Annotated in this window: 20 protein-coding genes, 1 tRNA gene and 1 pseudogene; 19 read left to right on the plus strand and 3 right to left on the minus strand. The window is 73.6% G+C overall.

Annotation, left to right across the window (positions count from 1 at the left end; all coding sequences use genetic code 11):
- Position 1 precedes the first annotated feature (1 nt).
- The 12 genes from CLV34_RS09160 (at position 2) to CLV34_RS09210 (ending at position 9,145) form a co-directional block, all read left to right on the plus strand.
- Complete coding sequence (locus CLV34_RS09160; RefSeq protein WP_281255184.1) at positions 2-589, plus strand: thymidine kinase; 588 nt, start codon at positions 2-4, stop codon at positions 587-589.
- A 216-nt stretch (positions 590-805) separates the two neighbouring features.
- On the plus strand, positions 806-1,126 hold the full coding sequence (rplU, locus tag CLV34_RS09165) for a 50S ribosomal protein L21 (protein ID WP_100350006.1): 321 nt from the start codon (positions 806-808) through the stop codon (positions 1,124-1,126).
- A gap of 90 nt (positions 1,127-1,216) precedes the next feature.
- Positions 1,217-1,474: a 50S ribosomal protein L27 gene (rpmA, locus tag CLV34_RS09170; protein WP_100350007.1), complete on the plus strand. Its 258-nt coding sequence runs from the start codon at positions 1,217-1,219 to the stop codon at positions 1,472-1,474.
- Between the two features lie 142 nt (positions 1,475-1,616).
- Positions 1,617-3,197: a GTPase ObgE gene (obgE, locus tag CLV34_RS09175; RefSeq protein ID WP_100350008.1), complete on the plus strand. Its 1,581-nt coding sequence runs from the start codon at positions 1,617-1,619 to the stop codon at positions 3,195-3,197.
- Positions 3,194-4,348 carry a glutamate 5-kinase gene (gene proB, locus CLV34_RS09180; RefSeq protein WP_100350009.1) on the plus strand — a complete coding sequence of 385 codons (1,155 nt, stop codon included), beginning with the start codon at positions 3,194-3,196 and terminating at the stop codon, positions 4,346-4,348. Before obgE ends, proB begins: the two co-directional genes overlap by 4 nt.
- Positions 4,349-4,434: 86 nt before the next feature.
- The gene (locus tag CLV34_RS09185; protein WP_100350010.1) at positions 4,435-5,799 is read left to right on the plus strand and encodes a glutamate-5-semialdehyde dehydrogenase; all 1,365 of its coding nucleotides are present in this window, start codon (positions 4,435-4,437) and stop codon (positions 5,797-5,799) included.
- Positions 5,800-6,005: 206 nt separating this feature from the next.
- Positions 6,006-6,161 carry a hypothetical protein gene (locus CLV34_RS16570; protein ID WP_170044638.1) on the plus strand — a complete coding sequence of 52 codons (156 nt, stop codon included), beginning with the start codon at positions 6,006-6,008 and terminating at the stop codon, positions 6,159-6,161.
- Between the two features lie 43 nt (positions 6,162-6,204).
- On the plus strand, positions 6,205-6,834 hold the full coding sequence (gene nadD / locus CLV34_RS09190; RefSeq protein ID WP_100350011.1) for a nicotinate-nucleotide adenylyltransferase: 630 nt from the start codon (positions 6,205-6,207) through the stop codon (positions 6,832-6,834).
- The gene (locus CLV34_RS09195) at positions 6,831-7,931 is read left to right on the plus strand and encodes a hypothetical protein (protein ID WP_100350012.1); all 1,101 of its coding nucleotides are present in this window, start codon (positions 6,831-6,833) and stop codon (positions 7,929-7,931) included. The genes nadD and CLV34_RS09195 overlap by 4 nt, the downstream gene beginning before the upstream one ends.
- On the plus strand, positions 7,928-8,314 hold the full coding sequence (gene rsfS, locus CLV34_RS09200) for a ribosome silencing factor (protein ID WP_100350013.1): 387 nt from the start codon (positions 7,928-7,930) through the stop codon (positions 8,312-8,314). The genes CLV34_RS09195 and rsfS overlap by 4 nt, the downstream gene beginning before the upstream one ends.
- Positions 8,315-8,331: 17 nt before the next feature.
- Positions 8,332-9,033 carry a histidine phosphatase family protein gene (locus CLV34_RS09205; RefSeq protein WP_100350261.1) on the plus strand — a complete coding sequence of 234 codons (702 nt, stop codon included), beginning with the start codon at positions 8,332-8,334 and terminating at the stop codon, positions 9,031-9,033.
- 39 nt (positions 9,034-9,072) lie between these two features.
- Positions 9,073-9,145 (plus strand) — tRNA-Ala (locus CLV34_RS09210).
- 68 nt (positions 9,146-9,213) lie between these two features.
- Here CLV34_RS09210 and CLV34_RS09215 read toward each other — a convergent pair.
- Positions 9,214-9,534 carry a YchJ family protein gene (locus CLV34_RS09215; protein WP_245859136.1) on the minus strand — a complete coding sequence of 107 codons (321 nt, stop codon included), beginning with the start codon at positions 9,532-9,534 and terminating at the stop codon, positions 9,214-9,216.
- A gap of 9 nt (positions 9,535-9,543) precedes the next feature.
- Between CLV34_RS09215 and CLV34_RS17325 the strand changes: the two are divergent.
- Positions 9,544-9,915, plus strand: a pseudogene (locus tag CLV34_RS17325) (DUF4232 domain-containing protein); the annotation flags it as partial.
- Positions 9,916-10,048: 133 nt separating this feature from the next.
- Here the strand turns inward: CLV34_RS17325 and CLV34_RS09225 are convergent.
- Both CLV34_RS09225 and rlmC read right to left on the minus strand, forming a co-directional pair.
- Entirely contained in the window at positions 10,049-10,537 is a 489-nt protein-coding gene (locus CLV34_RS09225; protein WP_100350015.1) for a DUF4234 domain-containing protein, read from the minus strand.
- A gap of 37 nt (positions 10,538-10,574) precedes the next feature.
- Positions 10,575-11,741, minus strand: a complete 1,167-nt coding sequence (gene rlmC, locus CLV34_RS09230) for a 23S rRNA (uracil(747)-C(5))-methyltransferase RlmC (RefSeq protein WP_100350016.1) — start codon at positions 11,739-11,741, stop codon at positions 10,575-10,577.
- Positions 11,742-11,816: 75 nt separating this feature from the next.
- Here rlmC and CLV34_RS09235 point away from each other — a divergent pair, with 75 nt between their 5' ends.
- The 6 genes from CLV34_RS09235 to CLV34_RS09260 all read left to right on the plus strand — a co-directional run bounded on the left by CLV34_RS09235 (position 11,817) and on the right by CLV34_RS09260 (position 17,941).
- Positions 11,817-12,263 carry a DapH/DapD/GlmU-related protein gene (locus tag CLV34_RS09235; RefSeq protein WP_100350017.1) on the plus strand — a complete coding sequence of 149 codons (447 nt, stop codon included), beginning with the start codon at positions 11,817-11,819 and terminating at the stop codon, positions 12,261-12,263.
- Positions 12,264-12,594: 331 nt separating this feature from the next.
- Positions 12,595-13,650: an iron-siderophore ABC transporter substrate-binding protein gene (locus tag CLV34_RS09240; protein ID WP_100350018.1), complete on the plus strand. Its 1,056-nt coding sequence runs from the start codon at positions 12,595-12,597 to the stop codon at positions 13,648-13,650.
- A gap of 9 nt (positions 13,651-13,659) precedes the next feature.
- Positions 13,660-14,742: a FecCD family ABC transporter permease gene (locus CLV34_RS09245; RefSeq protein WP_100350019.1), complete on the plus strand. Its 1,083-nt coding sequence runs from the start codon at positions 13,660-13,662 to the stop codon at positions 14,740-14,742.
- Entirely contained in the window at positions 14,739-15,824 is a 1,086-nt protein-coding gene (locus CLV34_RS09250; RefSeq protein WP_245859138.1) for a FecCD family ABC transporter permease, read from the plus strand. Before CLV34_RS09245 ends, CLV34_RS09250 begins: the two co-directional genes overlap by 4 nt.
- A 2-nt stretch (positions 15,825-15,826) precedes the next feature.
- Positions 15,827-16,717: an ABC transporter ATP-binding protein gene (locus CLV34_RS09255; RefSeq protein WP_100350020.1), complete on the plus strand. Its 891-nt coding sequence runs from the start codon at positions 15,827-15,829 to the stop codon at positions 16,715-16,717.
- Positions 16,718-16,726: 9 nt separating this feature from the next.
- Positions 16,727-17,941, plus strand: a complete 1,215-nt coding sequence (locus CLV34_RS09260; protein WP_100350021.1) for a cation:proton antiporter — start codon at positions 16,727-16,729, stop codon at positions 17,939-17,941.
- Positions 17,942-17,987 lie beyond the last annotated feature (46 nt).

Here is a 17,987-nt window from a genome sequence, read left to right on the forward strand (position 1 = left end):
CGTGAGCGGACGTGTCGAGGTGGTCGCGGGCCCGATGTTCGCGGGCAAGACCGAGGAGCTGCTGCGGCGTGTGCGCCGCGCGGAGGTCGCGGGTCGTCGGGTCGAGGTCGTGTCACACGCGCTCGACACCCGGCGCGGGGCCGGCCAGGTCAGCTCGCACGCCGGTGCGGCCGTCCCCTCGCGGGTCGCGGACCGCGCGGAGGAGGTGGCGACGGGTCGTGACCCGCGCACCGAGCTCCTCGCCGTCGACGAGGCCCAGTTCTTCGGCCCGGAGCTCGTCGACGTGGTGGAGCGGCTCGCGGACGACGGCCTCGTCGTCGTGGTTGCGGGCCTCGACGTCACCTACGACGGTCGCCCGTTCGAGCCGGTCGCGACGCTCTCCGCGCTCGCCGAGCGGGCGGACCGGCTCCTCGCGGTCTGCACGGTGTGCGGGGAGGACGCGCCGTTCCACGTCCGGGTCGTGGCCGACCACGACGACCCGTCGTCGGCGACGGTCGCGGGCCACGTGGGCGGCGCCGAGAAGTACCAGGCGCGGTGTCGCGAGCACTTCGACCCGGTCCCCGGTCCGGCGCCGTGGCGTCGCGTCTGAGGGCGACCGGTCACGACGGGGGCAGCGGCACGAGCCGGTCCGGGCGCGCGGGTTTGATCTGCGTGCCCGCTTCCCGTAACCTGGTGTGTCGGTGCGCTCACACATTCGTTGCGCACCGGTCCCCGTGTGCCCATGGCTCAGGTCGCACTCGCACGCCGCGGCGTGTCGCAGTCCCCAAGCCGACCGTCCATGACGAGCACGCCAAGACTAGGAGAGATGAGCAGCAACGTGGTGTACGCGATCGTCAAGGCTGGTGGCCGCCAGGAGAAGGTTTCCGTGGGCGACATCGTCGTCGTGGACCGTCTGAAGGCCAACGAGGGTGACTCTGTCGAGCTCGCCGCGATCCTGCTCGTCGACGGGGAGAAGGTGACCACCGACATCGAGAAGCTCGCGAAGGTCAAGGTCACCGCCGAGGTCGTCCGGGACGAGAAGGGCCCGAAGATCACGATCCTCAAGTACAAGAACAAGACCGGTTACCGCAAGCGCCAGGGCCACCGTCAGCAGCTGACGCGCCTCAAGGTCACCGGCATCAAGTGATCTTCCGGTCGCTGCGCCCGACCAGCTCGGTGCGCAGCGGCACCCGGAACCTTCTTACTGACGACTTCAAGAACGAGAGCAGGTAGAGACATGGCACACAAGAAGGGCGCGAGTTCCTCGCGCAACGGTCGTGACTCCAACGCGCAGCGCCTCGGCGTCAAGCGTTTCGGCGGCGAGCAGGTCAAGGCCGGCGAGATCATCGTCCGCCAGCGCGGCACGCACTTCCACCCCGGCAACAACGTCGGCCGTGGCGGCGACGACACGCTGTTCGCGCTGACCGCCGGCGCGGTCCAGTTCGCGACGCGTCGCGACCGCAAGGTCATCGACATCGTCCCGGCAGAGGCCTGAGCCTCTCCCGCACCCAGCTTCACCCCGAGAGGCGCACCGTTCGCGGTGCGCCTCTCGTCGTTCCGGGGCCGATCGCCCCGAGGTCCGTACGGACCGGAAGACCGGACCGGCGCATCGCGCCGTCCGCTGAGAGGATGACTTCATGGCGACGTTCGTCGATCGCGTGGTCCTGCACGCCCAGGGTGGCAACGGCGGCAACGGCTGCGCGTCGGTGCACCGCGAGAAGTTCAAGCCTCTCGGCGGTCCCGACGGTGGCAACGGCGGCGACGGCGGCAGCGTGATCGTGCGCGTCGACCCGCAGACCACGACGCTGCTCGAGTACCACCACAGCCCGCACCGGCGCGCCACGTCGGGGACGCAGGGCATGGGCGACCACCGCGCCGGCTCCACCGGGGGCGACCTCGTCCTCACGGTGCCGGACGGCACGGTGGTCCGCACCCGCGACGGCGAGGTCCTGGCCGACCTGGTGGGCTCGGGCGCGGAGGTCGTGGTCGCCGCGGGCGGACGTGGCGGCCTCGGCAACGCCGCGCTCGCGAGCCAGCGGCGCAAGGCGCCGGGCTTCGCGCTGCTCGGCGAGCCCGGCGACGAGCAGGACGTCGTCCTCGAGCTCAAGACCATCGCGGACGTCGCGCTCGTCGGCTACCCGAGCGCGGGCAAGTCGAGCCTCGTCGCGTCGATCTCCGCGGCCCGCCCGAAGATCGCCGACTACCCGTTCACGACGCTCGTGCCGAACCTCGGCGTCGTCCAGGCGGGCGAGACCCGGTACACCGTCGCCGACGTCCCCGGCCTCATCCCGGGCGCCAGCGAGGGCAAGGGCCTCGGGCTGGAGTTCCTGCGGCACATCGAGCGGTGCGCGGTCCTCGTGCACGTCCTCGACTGCGCCACGCTCGAGCCCGGTCGCGACCCGGTGAGCGACCTCGACACCATCGAGAGCGAGCTCGCCGCCTACGCCGGAGCGCTCGACGAGGACGGCGTCGAGGGCGGCCGGGTGCCGCTCATGGACCGCCCGCGCGTCGTCGTGCTCAACAAGATCGACGTGCCCGAGGCGCGCGAGCTCGCGGAGTTCGTGCGTGCTGACCTGGAGGACCGCGGGCTGCGCGTCTTCGAGATCTCGACCGCGAGCCACGAGGGCCTGCGGCCCCTGACGTTCGCGCTCGCCGAGGTCGTCACCGCCGCCCGCGCCGCCGCGCCCGAGCCCGAGGCCGCGCGCATCGTCCTGCGGCCCAAGGCCGTCGACGAGGCCGGGTTCACCGTGACCGAGAAGCGCGACGCCGACGGCGTGTACTACGAGGTCCGCGGCACGAAGCCCGAGCGCTGGGTCCGTCAGACGGACTTCAACAACGACGAGGCCGTGGGCTACCTCGCCGACCGCCTCGCACGCCTCGGCGTCGAGGAGAAGCTCTTCGCGACGGGGGCCGTGGCGGGCGACGAGGTGCGCATCGGCGCCGGCGTGGGTGCGGTCGTCTTCGACTGGGAGCCCACGCTGCTGACCGGTTCCGAGCTGCTCGGCGGCCCCCGCGGCACCGACCTGCGCCTCGAGGAGAACCTGCGCCCGTCGCGCAAGGAGAAGCGCCGCGAGCACCACGACCGTATGGACGCGAAGGCAGAGGCGCGCGCCGAGCTGTGGCACGAGCGCGAGTCCGGCCACTGGTCCGACCCGGCGGACGAGCCGGCGAAGGAGAAGCCTGCCCGTCGCGGCGCCGCCTCGGACGACCGCGCGTGAGCGCGACCGTCTCGCACGCCTCCCGGGCGGACGTCGCCGCTGCCCACCGCGTCGTCATCAAGATCGGGTCGTCATCGCTGACCGGTGCTGACGGCCACCTCGACGTGGAGGCGCTGCGGCGGCTCGTCGACGTCGTCGCGGACCGTCGCGCCGCGGGCAAGCAGGTCGTCCTCGTGACGTCGGGTGCCATCGCGGCCGGCATCGGGCCGCTCGGGCTGGCCGGCCGGCCCAAGGACCTCGCGACCGCCCAGGCGACCGCGTCCGTGGGCCAGGGTCTCCTGGTCGCGCGCTATGCGGAGGCGTTCGCGGCGCACGACCTGCGGGTGGGCCAGGTGCTGCTCACGGTCGAGGACACCGTCCGGCGCGGGCACTACCGCAACGCGCAGCGCACCCTCGAGACGCTGCTCGACCTGGGCGCCGTCCCGATCGTCAACGAGAACGACACCGTCGCCACCCACGAGATCCGTTTCGGGGACAACGACCGCCTCGCGGCCCTCGTCTCCCACCTCGTGCGCGCGGACGGGATGATCCTGCTCACCGACGTCGACGGGCTCTACGACGCGCCGCCCGCACGGCCCGGTGCGCGCCGCATCCCGGAGGTGCGCTCGCTCGCCGAGGTCGCCGACGTCGAGGTGACCGCGCGCGGCTCGTCCGTCGGGACCGGCGGCATGGTCACCAAGCTCGAGAGCGTGCGCATCGCGACGTCGTCGGGCGTGCCGGTCGTGCTCACGCGCGCCGACCAGGTCCGCGCGGCGCTCGCCGGTGAGGACGTCGGCACGTTCTTCGCCGTGACCGGCAAGCGCGCCTCGCGGCACCGTCTGTGGATCGGGTATGCCGCACGCGCCCGCGGCCGGCTCGTCCTCGACGAGGGCGCGGTCACGGCTGTGCAGGGGGGCCGCGCGTCGCTGCTGCCCGCCGGCATCACGGCTGTCGAGGGCGACTTCGACGCCGGTGACGTGGTCGAGCTCGCCGCCCCGGACGGCCGGGTCGTCGCGCGCGGCATCGTCGCGTTCGACGCCCCCGAGCTCCCGCAGCTCCTCGGTCGCTCCACGCACGCGCTGCGCGACGCGCTGGGGGAGGGGTACGACCGCGAGGTCGTGCACCGCGACGACCTCGTGCTCGTCCGCACCCGGCGCCCCGCCCGCGTCTGACGGCTGCACCCGCCTCGGACGTGCGCCCGTCTCGCGTACTGACACCGCGCTCCCGCGGCGTGGGCGGGCGCACGTAGGCTGGACGCATGTCCTCCGTGATCGATGACACCGCCCGCACGGCCCCCAGCCCCGGCACGCCCGGGACGCCGGAGCGGCCGTCGCAGCAGGGACCGGCAGCAGGGGCGGGCGACGTCGAGACCGCGGTGCGTGAGATCGCGCAGCGCGCCAAGGTCGCGTCCCGCACGCTCGCGACCGCGACGCGCGCCACCAAGGACGCGGCCCTGCACGCCCTCGCCGACGCGCTCGTCGCAGCGACCGACGAGATCGTCGCCGCCAACGCCCAGGACCTCGAGAACGGGCGCGCCCGCGGCATGGCGGACGGCCTGCTCGACCGGCTCGCGCTCACCGGCGAGCGCATCGTCGCCATCGCCGACGCGTTGCGCGCCCTCGCCGGGCTGCCCGACCCCGTCGGCGAGGTCGTCCGCGGGCAGACGCTCCCCAACGGTCTGCGCCTGCGCCAGCTCCGCGTGCCGATGGGCGTCGTCGGGATGATCTACGAGGCGCGGCCGAACGTCACGGTCGACGCCGCCGGGCTCGCGCTCAAGAGCGGCAACGCCGTCGTGCTGCGCGGGGGGTCCGCCGCCGCCGAGTCGAACACCGTGATCGTGCGCGTGCTCGGTGACGCGCTCTCGGCCCAGGGCCTGCCCGCCGACCTCGTTCAGTCCATCGACGCCTACGGGCGCGAGGGTGCGGTCGCCCTCATGCACGCGCGCGGCCTCGTCGACGTGCTCGTGCCCCGCGGTGGTGCGGACCTCATCCAGACCGTGGTGCGCGAGGCCACCGTGCCCGTCATCGAGACCGGCGTCGGCAACGTCCACGTCTACGTGGACGCGTCCGCGGACCACGACGCGGCGCTCGCGATCCTGCTCAACGCCAAGACGCAGCGCGTCGGGGTGTGCAACGCCGCCGAGACGCTGCTCGTGCACGCCGACGTCGCACCCGCTTTCCTCCCGGAGGCGCTCCGGGCGCTCGCGGGCGCCGGCGTGGTGCTCCACGGCGACGACGCGGCGGCCGCGCTCGCCCCTGAGGGCGTCGACGTGCTGGCGGCGACCGACGACGACTGGGCGACCGAGTACCTGGCGCTCGAGCTCGCGGTCCGCGTCGTGCCCGACCTCGACGCCGCGCTCGAGCACATCCGGACGTGGTCGTCCGGTCACACCGAGGCGATCCTCACGCGCGACCTGGCGTCGTCGGAGCGGTTCGTCGCCGAGGTCGACTCGGCGGCCGTCATGGTCAACGCGTCGACGCGCTTCACCGACGGCGGTGAGCTGGGCCTGGGCGCCGAGATCGGGATCTCGACCCAGAAGCTCCACGCTCGCGGTCCGATGGGGCTCGCCGAGCTCACGACGACGAAGTGGGTCGTGCACGGTGACGGTCACGTCCGGCCGTGAGCGCGGCGCGCCACCGTCAGCGTCGCAGCAGGTCGGAGGCCCGCAGCGGGCCCGGACGGGTCCGGTCAGAGGCTCGTGAGGGTTTTCCGGAGGGGACTGGACGGTCGTCCAACTCGTGAGAGACTGGGTCCCGCCCCGACGCCGTAGGTGTCAGGTTCATCATCCGTCCGATGAGCGTCATGGGACGGCGGTCGACAGGAGGTCACGTGTCCGTAGCAGCCACGATCGCAGCCGAGGGCGACAAGATCGTCAACGAGCTCCCCGCGTCCCCGTACGTGTACGGGGCCACGGCCATCGTCGTCCTCCTGTCCCTGCTCGGCATCACCTACGCGTTCCGCAGCGTCGGCACGCGCCACCGCTGACGCGTCGCGCGCCGATGGAGCCTCCGACACATCCCGACGCCCGATGACGGCAGCGCCCCCGGGGCCCCTGGGGACCCAGCGGTCCCTGCGACTCGGTGTGATGGGCGGGACCTTCGACCCGGTCCACCACGGTCACCTGGTCGCGGCGAGCGAGGTCGCGGCGCGGTTCGACCTCGACGAGGTCGTCTTCGTCCCGACGGGTCAGCCGACGTTCAAGCAGCACCAGCAGGTGACGCCCGCGGAGCACCGGTACCTCATGACCGTCATCGCGACCGCGTCCAACCCGCGCTTCACCGTGAGCCGGGTCGACGTCGACCGCGGCGGTCTGACCTACACCGTCGACACCCTGCGCGACCTGCACCGGGAACGTCCCGGCGCCGAGCTGTTCTTCATCACGGGCGCCGACGCCATCGAGCAGATCCTGCGGTGGAAGGACGTCGACGAGCTGTTCCGGCTCGCGCACTTCGTCGCCGTGACGCGTCCGGGGCACGTGCTCGACCTCGAGGGTCTGCCGCGGGACCGCGTGACGATGCTCGAGGTTCCCGCCCTGTCGATCTCGTCGACCGGGGTCCGTGAGCGCGCGAGCAACGGTCTGCCCGTCTGGTACCTGGTGCCGGACGGTGTCGTCCAGTACATCAACAAGCACGGTCTGTACGAAGGTCCTGGAGAATGAGCGACAACATCGGATCCGGCGGTTCGACACCCCTGACACGACGCGAGCTGCGCGAGCGCGAGCAGGCTGCGCAGGTGGCCCGCGAGGCGCGCGAGGCAGAGCGCCTCGAGGCGCAGCGCGCCGCCGAGCGGCGCGCGACGCTCGAGCGTCTCGCGCGTGAGCGCTCCGCGCAGGGCTCGGCACCGCGCCCGGCCTCCACAGCCGCGGGCGTCGGCGTCCGTCCCGCAGCACCGCCCGCACCGGCGGCGCCGGTCGCCCGCACCCCTGCGCCGGCACCGGCGGCGACCACCCGCCGGTCGACGCGGCCCGACGGGCAGACGACGACGCACGCGCCTGTCGTGCGACCGCCTGCGGGCGCCGCGGGCACCCGCTCGGTCGACGCGACCGGACGGCTCATGCCCGTGCAGCCCGTGCAGCCGCCGACCCCGGCGCCCGCCGCCCAGCGTCCGGCTGCGCCCGAGCGGACGTCGATGCGCGCCGCGCCGAGCCGGACGCCGCCGAGCGGGTACGGCACGACGCCCGCACCGGCCGGTCGTGACGCCGGACGGCCCGCGCTGCAGCGCGCCGACGGTGCGGCTCCTCCCACGTGGGGGTCCACGAGCGAGGCGTCTGTGCCGCGGCAGTCCGCGCGTCGCCCGGCACCCGGGGTGGCCGCGGCCGCACCGTCCCCGACGGCGCCCGCCGCACCTGCCCCCGTCGCGTCCTCGACGCCCGCGTGGGCGGCGCAGCCGATGACCGTCGCGCCCTCCTGGGCGGCGCAGGACGCCGTCGTCGAGCCGGCACCGAGCTTCGCGCCGGCCTCCGCCGGCGCGCACGAGGACGTGCCCGCGTGGGGCGACCTCACCGGCGGAACCGCGGCGGAGGCCGTCCCGGCACGCCGCCGACCGGCAGCACCCCCGGAGGACGAGTACGACGACGAGGACGTCGCGCCGCACCACCGGTACACGTGGCTGCACTACATCATCCTGGTGGCCGTCGCGTTCGTCCTCGGCCTCCTCATCTGGGAGCTCATCTCCCACGGCACGGCCAGCAACGCGGCGGCGGCCGGGATCGACCCGGTCACCGTCCACACCTTCACGATCGGAGACACCCGATGACCGCGACCGACCGCGCCGTCGAGCTCACGCTCGCTGCGGCCCGCGCCGCCGCCGACCTCAAGGCGGCGGAGATCATCGCTCTCGACGTCAGCGAGCAGCTCGTCCTGACCGACGTGTTCCTCATCGCGTCCGGCACGAACGAGCGCCAGGTCGGCGCGATCGTCGACGCCGTCGAGGAGGCCCTCCACAAGCTGGGCGCCAAGCCGCTGCGCCGCGAGGGCAAGGGCGAGGGTCGCTGGGTCCTCATCGACTTCGGCGACGTCGTCGTGCACGTGCAGCACCAGGACGACCGCGTCTACTACGCGCTCGAGCGCCTGTGGAAGGACTGCCCGGTCATCGAGATCCCCGCCGAGGTCCTCGGCGCCGCCCCCTCGGGCGAGTGACGGGACGGCCGCCCGCGGTGAGCGCCCGGACCCTCGTGCTCGTCCGGCACGGCCGGACCGCGTGGAACGCGGCGGGACGCCTCCAGGGGCAGACCGACGTGCCGCTCGACGACGTCGGGCGCTGGCAGGCCGAGCGTGGCGCGCGGTCTCTGTTCCTGCGCCACCAGGCGTCGCTCGTCGTGAGCTCCGACCTGTCCCGGGCAGCCGACACGGCGCGCGCGTACGCGGAGGCGGCGGACGCGTCGCTCGTCCTCGACCCCAGGCTGCGGGAGCGCGGCTTCGGGAGCTGGGAGGGCCTGACGAGGGACGAGATCGACGCGGGGTGGCCCGAGCAGGCCGCCGCGTGGCACCGCGGCGAGGAGCCCCGGGGGATCGGGGTCGAGTCCAAGTCCGCGGTCGCAGCCCGCATGGTCGACGCGATCCTCGAGCACGCCGCGACTCTCGACCCCCGGCGCACGCTGACCGTCGTGTCCCACGGAGCGGCGATCACGGTGGCGCTCGCGCAGCTGCTCGGTCAGGACGCCGGGACGTGGCGCGGCATCGCCGGCCTGCACAACGTGCACTGGTCCCAGGTCGTCCGCAGCAGCCCCGGAACGGACCCCGAGTGGCGCCTCGCGACGCACGACGCCGGCCCCGACATCGCCCTCGACGAGTGGAACTCGGGGCCCCAGGACCAGGGCGACGACGCCGATTGGATTTCTGGCCAGGAATCCGCCTAGACTGACGACGCTCCGCAGGACAGGGAGTGCAACACCTTCGGGGCTGTGGCGCAGCTGGTAGCGCACCTGCATGGCATGCAGGGGGTCAGGGGTTCGAGTCCCCTCAGCTCCACCGAAGACGAAGAGCCCGGCCATCGGCCGGGCTTTTTTCGTTGCTGCTGGCGTGCACCGCGGCGCCGTTCAGAGCGGGTCGACGTCACCGTCGACGTAATACCAGCGGCCCTCTTCGCGCACGAAGCGCGATCGCTCGTGGAGCACCCCGATCCCGTCGTCGGTGACGTAGGTGGCGCGGAACTCGACGACGCCTGTCGCGTCGTCCGGGCCGCCGTCCACGGTGTCGACGACCTGCAGGCCACGCCAACGCGGGTTGTCGTCCAGGTCGAGGTCGTCCGGGCGCGTCGACCGGTGCCACGTGGCGACCAGCCACGGGACGTCGCCGTCACGGAACGCGGCGAAGCGCGAGCGCATGAGCTCTTCGGCGGTGGTCGGCTGGTCGCGCACCGGCCCAGCATGGCACGGGTCGGCGAAGCTCTTCCCGGTCTCGCCAGGCGCGGAGGTCACGCCCTGCGCTGCGGCGCCGCGCTGACGTCCACCCTCGCCGCGTGCGGAGGATCGCAGGCGGCGAGCCCCGGCGCGACGACGACATCCACGCACGCCGCCCCTGCCGGCGCGGGCTCCTCGAGCGAGACGGGCGGGTCGGGCGGCTCGTCGGGGAGCCGGACGTCGACAGCGGCGCGTTGCAGTGCCGACGACGTCGCGGTCTCCCTCGCGGAGGGCGAGGGCGAGGGCGGCGCGGCCGGGAGCACGCTGCCCTACCTCGTCACGAAGAACACGGGCGCGGACGCGTGCCTGCTGCAGGGGTGGCCCGGGGTGGCTGCGCGTCGACCTGCCGGGAGAGAAGGCCTCAGTGTTCGTCCGGCCAGCGGGACTCACGGCCCGCCGGGACCCGAAGGTCCAGCTCCTCACGGTCCAGGCGTTCCTGCCGGGTGCGTCGTGAGCGAGCCTGCCGCCGACCTCATGCCGTGCGGGAGCCCCACGTCGCGTTGAGCCCCGCCTGGTAGTAGACGGGGTAGAGGGAGAACACGAAGACCAGGAGGAGCCCGATGCCGGGGGAGACTGGGGCCGGGACCCGGGCGAGGCTCTGGGCGTGGGCGATGCGCTTGCCGGTGTTGTAGATGCTCACCCACGCGACGATCGGGACGAACAGCGAGAGGACCGCGAGCCCGGGGTTGACCTGGATCGAGCGGTCGTACGCCGCGACCTCCTTGTTGATCTTGTAGTACCAGACGAGCAGGTAGATCCCGAGGGTCACGATCGCGAGCAGCCACACGGCGATCGGCCCGCGCGCCTTGCCGACCGGCCCGACGGTGCCGACGCTGCCGCCGGCGTCCGGTGCTGCGACAGGCGCTGCGAGGGGACCGTCCGCTGCAGCGGGAGCCTCTGGTGCGGCGGCTGCGGTGACGTCGGGCAGCGAGCCGTCCTCGGGCCCCGGTGGTGTCGTCATGGCACCGAGGGTAGGGCCGGACCGCCCCTCCGTCCCGTCAGGAGCGGGTGAGAAGCGTGATCGCCTCGTAGTGCTTGGTCTGCGGGAACATGTCGAGCACGCGCGCCTGCGCGGGCCGCAGGGACGGCATGACCGCGAGGTCGCGCACCAGCGAGTCGACGTTGCACGACGAGTACACGACGTGGCGGGCCCGCGACCGCTCGAGCCAGCCCGCGAGCTCCGCGCCGATCCCGCGCCGCGGCGGGTTGACGACGACGAGGTCGGGGGCGTCGTCGGGTGACGACGCGAGGGCGAACGCCGTGGCGTCGCCCGCCTCGAAGGTGGCGGCCAGGCCGGCATCAGCCGCGGACCGCGCGGCCGCGACGACGGCCTCGCCGCTCGTCTCGACGCCGTGCACGGTGCGCCCCGAGCCGGCCGAGCCGCCGGCAGGTGTCGCGACGTGCAGCGCGAACCCGCCGACGCCGCAGTACAGGTCCCAGACGGACGCGGGCGACGCGTCGTCGACCCAGGTGGCCGCCTGCTCGTACAGTGCGCGGGCGACCAGGGTGTTCGTCTGGAAGAACGACTGGGGGCGCAGGTGGAGCGTCACGCCGCCGAGCCGCATGGGCAGCGTCTCGGCGTCGGTGAGCGGGATCTCGAGGTCGCCCTCGAGGACGGCCTTGTGCTCGGGCTGGACATTCACCGACGCGGCGACCAGGCGGGGGAGGGCGGCCTGCAGCGAGGGCAGGTGCTTGCGCAGCCGGGACACGGCCTCCTGGGAGCGGAGCACGAACCGCACCATGAGCTCGTCGTCGGGCGACTGCGTCACGATGACGTACTTCGCCTCGCCGCGGCGCGCAGGGACGTCGTACGGGGCCACGCGGGCGCGGGCGAGGATCCGGGCCAGGGGCGCGAACGTGGCCTGCAGGCTCGCGGGGTAGAGGCCGCAGTCGGTGAGGTCGATGCCGTGGCCGTCGTGGTCGAGGATCCCGAGCACGGGCTCGTCGACGGTGCCGGCGACGACCATCTTGGCCTTGTTGCGGAACCCCGACTCCGGCCCCGAGACCGGGGGGAGCCACCTCGGCTCGTCGGTCCCGAGGGTCGCGGCGTGCGCGGCGAGCAGGGTGCGGCAGTGGGCGTCCTTCGCGGCGAGCTGCGCGTCGTACGGCTGGCCCATGAGGGTGCACGACCGGCAGCGGTGAGCGTCGAAGTGGGGGCACTGCACGTCTCGACTCTACGGGAATGCGCGCCGCCGGCTCGTCGTTATGACACTCAGACGAAAGGATTCGAGGAGGTCCACATGGCACGACTGGCATCGCGGGTGGAGTTCGAGAACGACCTCGGCGAGACGGTGAAGTACGTCCGGCACCCGAGGGGGCTCGGGCTCGTGTCCCCTCGCGCCGTCGCGCACGCGACCGCTGACATCGCCCAGACGGCCTACGTCGAGACGGGTGCCCGCGTCGGCAAGGACGCCCGCGTCGGCAAGGGTTCCTGGGTCGACCACGACGCGGTCGTCGAGGACGGCGCCGTGGTCGGCAGCAACGTCCACGTCGGTGCCTGGTCGCACCTGGAACGGGGCGCACGCGTCGGCCGTGGTGCGCGGTTGGGGGAGCGGGTCGTCGTCGAGCGCGGTGCCCGGGTGCCCGACGACGCGATCGTCGAGGCCGGCACGGTGGTGCCGCGCTCGCGCCACACCGTCCTGCGCCGGGATGAAGGCGAGCGGCACCACTGGGGCACGGCCGCCTGACGGTCCGACGACACCTCAGCGCGACGCCGCCAGCGACGAGAGCGGGCCGGACCGGACCGGCGGGGTGACCCAGCGTGCGGTGAACCGTCCCGCCGCCGCTCACGGCCACCGGGACGTCCCCCTCGGTCACGTGCCACCCCGGTACCGCCGGGTCGAGGGCCGCCACCACGTCGTCGTGACCCGGCTCGCCGGGTGGGCACGGTGGGCATGGCCCGACGATAGGCGCGCACCGGCGCGTGCCACGACCGGGGCACCCTATTCATAAGGGTAGGCTTACCTCTGCTCCTGTGGTCGCCTCGCGACCGCATCCCCGTCCGAGGAGAACACCCCGATGTCGTCCCCGATCCGGCGCGCCCCGCGCCGCCTCGCCGCCCTCGCCGCCGGCCTCGTCGTCGGCGCGCTCGCGCTCACCGGCTGCTCGTCGTCCGACGACGACCAGCCCGCCTCGACCGCCACGGGCGCCGCGTCCGACGCCTTCCCGGTCACGATCGACGGAGCGCTCGGCAGCGCCACGATCGACAAGCAGCCCGAGCGCGTCGTCACCTGGGGCTGGTCCGCGCAGGACGCCGTCCTGGCGCTCGGCGTCGTGCCCGTCGCGATGCCGAAGTACACCTACGGCGGCGACGCGAACGGCGTGCTGCCCTGGGACGCCGACCAGATCACGAAGCTCGGTGCGCAGACCCCCACGCTGCTCACCGGCCAGGACACCAACGAGATCCCCTTCCAGCAGATCGTCGCCGCGAAGCCTGACGTGATCCTCGCGCCCTACTCGGGCATCACCCAGGACGACTACGACAAGCTGAGCAAGATCGCCCCGACCGTCGCGTACCCGGAGAAGCCGTGGGCGACGACGTGGCAGGACCAGACGACGATCATCGGCAAGGCGCTGGGCAAGTCCGCCGAGGCGGAGAAGCTCGTCGAGCAGACGAACGCGCACGTCGCCGACCTGGCCGCGAAGTACCCGGTGCTCAAGGGCAAGTCGTTCGTCTACGGGTCGAACAACGACCCGGGTCAGCTCAACGTCTACCGGGCGAGCGACCCGCGCGTGCAGCTCCTCAACCAGCTCGGGCTCGTCAACAGCCCCAGCGTCACGGACCTCGACCCGAATCCGGACGACGGCTCCTACTTCTTCCAGGTCTCGTACGAGAACGTGTCGAAGATCGAGACCGACCTGCTGGTCGCCTACTTCGACGACCAGGCCGCGGCGGACACGTTCGCGTCCGACCCGCTGATCGCCGCGATGCCGTCCGTGAAGTCCGGTGCGTTCGCGCCGATCGTCGGGCAGTCGTTCGTCATGGCGTCGAGCGCTCCCACGGTCCTGTCGATGCCGTGGATGCTCGACCAGTACGTGCCGCAGCTCGCCGCCGCTGCCGAGAAGGTGAAGTAGCGTCGGGTCGTGCCTCGACAGCCTGCCCGGGCCACGCCCGGGAGCACCACGGGAGCGGTGCCCGCCCAGCGGGCGCCGCTCCCGTCCGGCGTGCGCCGACGTCGGCTCGTCCTGGGGCTCGTCGGGTGCCTCCTGGCGCTCGCGGCCGTGCTGGTCCTCTCGCTCATGGTCGGCGCGAACGCGCTGCCGCCGAGCGACGTGTGGCACGCCCTGTGGCACTACTCGCCCGACGACCAGGCGTCGCTGATCGTCGTCAACAGTCGTCTCCCGCGGACCCTCGTCGGGCTGCTCGCCGGCGTGGCGCTCGGCCTCGCGGGGACCGTCATGCAGGGCCTCACGCGCAACCCGCTCGCCGACCCCGGCCTCCTCGGCGTGAACGCGGGGGCGTCGCTCGCCGTCGTCCTCGGGATCGCCGTCTTCGGGGTCACCAGCGCCGCCGGCTACGTCCCGTTCGCGTTCGTCGGCGCGGCGCTGGCGTCGGTCGCCGTGTACTCGGTGGCGTCGCTCGGCCGCGAGGGCGCCACACCCGTCAAGCTCGCGCTGGCCGGCGCCGCGGTGTCCGCCGCGCTCGGGTCGCTGGTCACCGCGGTCCTGCTCACCGACGCGCAGGCCCTCGACCAGCTCCGCTTCTGGGAGGTCGGCGCGCTCGCCGGACGCGACATGGACGTGGTCCGGCAGGTCGCCGTGCCGATCGCGGTGGGCGCGGTGGTCGCGCTCGCGCTCGGGCGCGCCCTCAACGGGCTCGCGCTCGGCGAGGACGTCGCCCGCGCGCTCGGCCAGCGCATCGGGCTCGTGCGGGTCGTCGCGGCCGTCGCGATCGTGCTGCTCTGCGGGTCCGCGACCGCGGCCGCCGGACCGATCGCGTTCGTGGGCCTCATCGTCCCGCACGCGGCGCGGCGCGTCGTCGGTACCGACTACCGCTGGATCCTCGTCTTCTCAGCCGTGTTCGCACCCACGCTGCTCGTCGCCTGCGACGTCATCGGCCGCGTCGTCGCGTACCCCGGGGAGCTGCAGGTCGGCATCGTGACCGCCGTCGTCGGCGCCCCCCTGTTCATCGCGCTCGTGCGCCGCCGCGGTGGGGTGTCGTTGTGAGCGCCGCAGCGAACGTCCCGGAGGGCGCAGGGACGGCGGCGGGTCCGGGAGCGTCGACGGTGTCGAGGGTCCGTGCCACACGCGTCGCGCGCCGCGCCCGCAGCGTCCGCGTGGCCGTCGTGCTCGCAGTCCTGCTCGTGCTGGCGTGCGCGACCTCGCTCTGCCTCGGCGACGCGGGCCTCAGCCCCGCGGACGTGGCGCGCACGCTCGTCGGCCAGGGCGACGCGCTCACGGACTTCGTCGTCTTCGACCTCTCGTTGCCGCGCCTGCTCACGGCCGTCCTGGTCGGCGCCTGCCTCGCGCTGTCCGGCGCGATCTTCCAGTCCGTCGTGCGCAACCCGCTCGCGAGCCCTGACATCGTCGGCATCACGGCGTCCGCGAGCGCCGCCGGCGTCATCGGGATCGTCCTGCTCGGGCTGAGCGGCCTGGTGCTCTCGGGCTTCGTGCTCGCGGGGACGGTGTGCGCGGCCGTGGTGATCTATCTGCTCGCGTGGCGGTCGGGGCTGTCGGGGTACCGGTTCGTGCTCGTGGGCATCGGGGTCGCGGCGATCGCGTCGGCCGTCGTGTCGTACGTCCTGACGCGCAGCTCGCTGACGGACAGCCGGGACGCGCTCGTCTGGCTCACGGGCAGCCTCAACGGTGCGACGTCGGAGAAGCTCGCCGTGCTCGCGCTCGGTGCGGCCGTGCTCGTGCCGCTCGCGCTCGCGCAGGCGGGCGCGCTCGAGCAGCTCGAGCTCGGCGACGACACCGCCGCCGCGCTCGGGACGCGCGTGGAGCGCGGCCGCGCGCTCGCCGTCCTCACGGGCGTCGCGCTCGCCGCGATCGCCGTGGCGGCCGCCGGGCCGATCGTGTTCGTGGCGCTGTGCTGCGGGCAGATCGCGCGACGCCTCGTCCGGTCGGGCGCCCCCGCGCTCGTCGCGTCGGCCCTCGTGGGTGCGCTGCTCCTCGTCGTCGCCGACGACCTCGCCCAGTACGCCGTCCCGGGCACGGACTACCCCGTCGGGGTCGTCACGGGCATCGTCGGCGCGCCCTACCTCCTGTGGCTGCTCACGCGGACCAACCGGGCCGGGCAGGGCGGCTGACCATGGACGACACCCCTCAGACCGACCGGAAGGACCCCGTGGACACCACTGCGAGCGAGCCGACGGGAGCGGGAGCGAGACAGGGAGCAGCGGTCGCCCGTCACACCCTGGAGGCCCGCGACCTCACCCTCGCGTACGACGGTCGCGTCGTCGTCGACGGGCTGGGGATCGCGGTCGAGCCGGGAGCCGTGACGTCGATCGTCGGGCCGAACGCGTGCGGCAAGTCGACCCTGCTGCGCGGCCTGTCGCGGCTCTTGGCGCCGCAGTCGGGAGCGGTGCTGCTCGACGGGCAGGACGTCGCCACGCTCGGCACGCGGCGCGTCGCGACGGTCCTCGGCCTGCTCCCGCAGACGCCGACGGCCCCGGACGGCATCACCGTGGCCGACCTCGTCGGCCGGGGACGTTACCCCCACCAGGGCTGGCTGCGCCGCTGGACCACCGAGGACGACGAGGCGGTCGCCGAGGCGATGGAGGCGACGAGCGTCGCGGAGCTGGCCACGCGGCCGCTCGCCGAGCTCTCGGGCGGCCAGCGCCAGCGCGTGTGGATCGCGATGGCGCTCGCGCAGCGCACCGACCTGCTGCTGCTCGACGAGCCGACGACGTTCCTCGACGTCGCGCACCAGATCGAGGTCCTCGAGCTGCTGTCGGACCTCAACCGGGACCGCGGCACGACCATCGTCATGGTGCTGCACGACCTGAACCTCGCGGTGCGCTACTCCGACCGGCTCGTGGCCATGCGGGACGGCCGGGTCGTGGCGGCGGGGGAGCCTGACGCCGTGGTGACGGCCGAGCTGGTCGAGGAGGTCTTCGGGATCGGTGCGCTCGTCACGACCGACCCCGTGACGGGGGACCGGATGGTCGTCCCGCACGGACGCTCGCGCCGCGCCCGGTAACATTCCGGGGTGCCCACCGACTCGGTGACCCTGATCCTCGTCGCCGCGTGCGCGGCGCTCGCCCCCGTCCTCGCCCGCGGCGTCGGCCGGTACGCCCGCGTGCCCGTCGTGGTGTTCGAGATCTTGCTCGGCCTGCTCGTCGGTCCGGCGCTGCTCGGCTGGGCGCACCCCGACGCCGTCACGGAGGGCTTCGCCGACTTCGGTCTCGCGATGCTGTTCTTCCTCGCGGGCAGCGAGATCGACGTGCTCGGCATCCGGGGGCGTCCCTTCCGGACGGCCGTGATCGGCTGGCTGGTCTCGCTCGGGCTCGGCGTGGTGCTGGGCGCGGCGTTCGCGCCGTCCGCAGCCGCCGGCGTCTTCATCGGCATCGCGCTCACGTCGACCGCGCTCGGCACGATCCTGCCCACGGTCCGCGACGCCGGAGAGCTCAAGACGCCCTTCGGGCGGGCCGTGAGCGCGGTGGGGACCGTGGGCGAGTTCGGTCCCCTCGTGGCGATCTCGGTGTTCCTGTCGGGCCGCGCGCCGGGTCGCTCGACGGTCGTCCTGCTGCTGTTCGTCGCGATCGCCGGGCTGGCCCTGTTCCTCGCCGCACGTCACACGCACCCGCGCATGCACGCCGTCATCGAGGGCACCCTGCGCACGAGCGGCCAGTTCGCGGTGCGGCTCGTGCTGCTGGTGCTCGCGGTGCTGGTCGCGCTCAGCATCTTCCTCGACCTCGACATGCTGCTCGGCGCGTTCGCCGCCGGGCTCCTCTTCCGCACGCTCATGCGGGACGCGTCCCGCGAGACGCGTGAGCAGGTCGAGTCGAAGGTCGACGCGGTCGGGTACGGGTTCCTGGTGCCGGTCTTCTTCGTCTCGACCGGCCTGACGTTCGACCTCGACGCGCTCCTCGACAGCCCTCGTGCCCTCGTGCTCCTGCCCGTCTTCCTGGTGCTGCTCCTCGTCGTCCGGGGCGGGCCGTCCATGCTGTCCGCTCCCGAGGGTGCGGACCGCCGGGAGAAGATCTCGCTCGGTCTGTTCGGCGCCACGGGTCTCCCGATCATCGTCGCCGTCACCGCCATCGGCGTCGAGACCGGCGACCTGTCGTCCGCGACCGCAGCCTCGCTCGTGGGTGCAGGGCTGCTGTCCGTCCTGCTCTTCCCGCTCCTCGCGCTCATGCTCCGGGGCACCCGGCCGCGTGTGCGCGCGCAGGGCGACGACCTGGAGGCGCCCGAGGTGGCGTGACCCGCGCACGACGAAGGGCCGCCCCCGGACGGGGACGGCCCTCGTG

It is taken from the genome of Luteimicrobium subarcticum (assembly GCF_002798015.1).
Classification (GTDB): Bacteria; Actinomycetota; Actinomycetes; order Actinomycetales; family Cellulomonadaceae; genus Luteimicrobium; species Luteimicrobium subarcticum.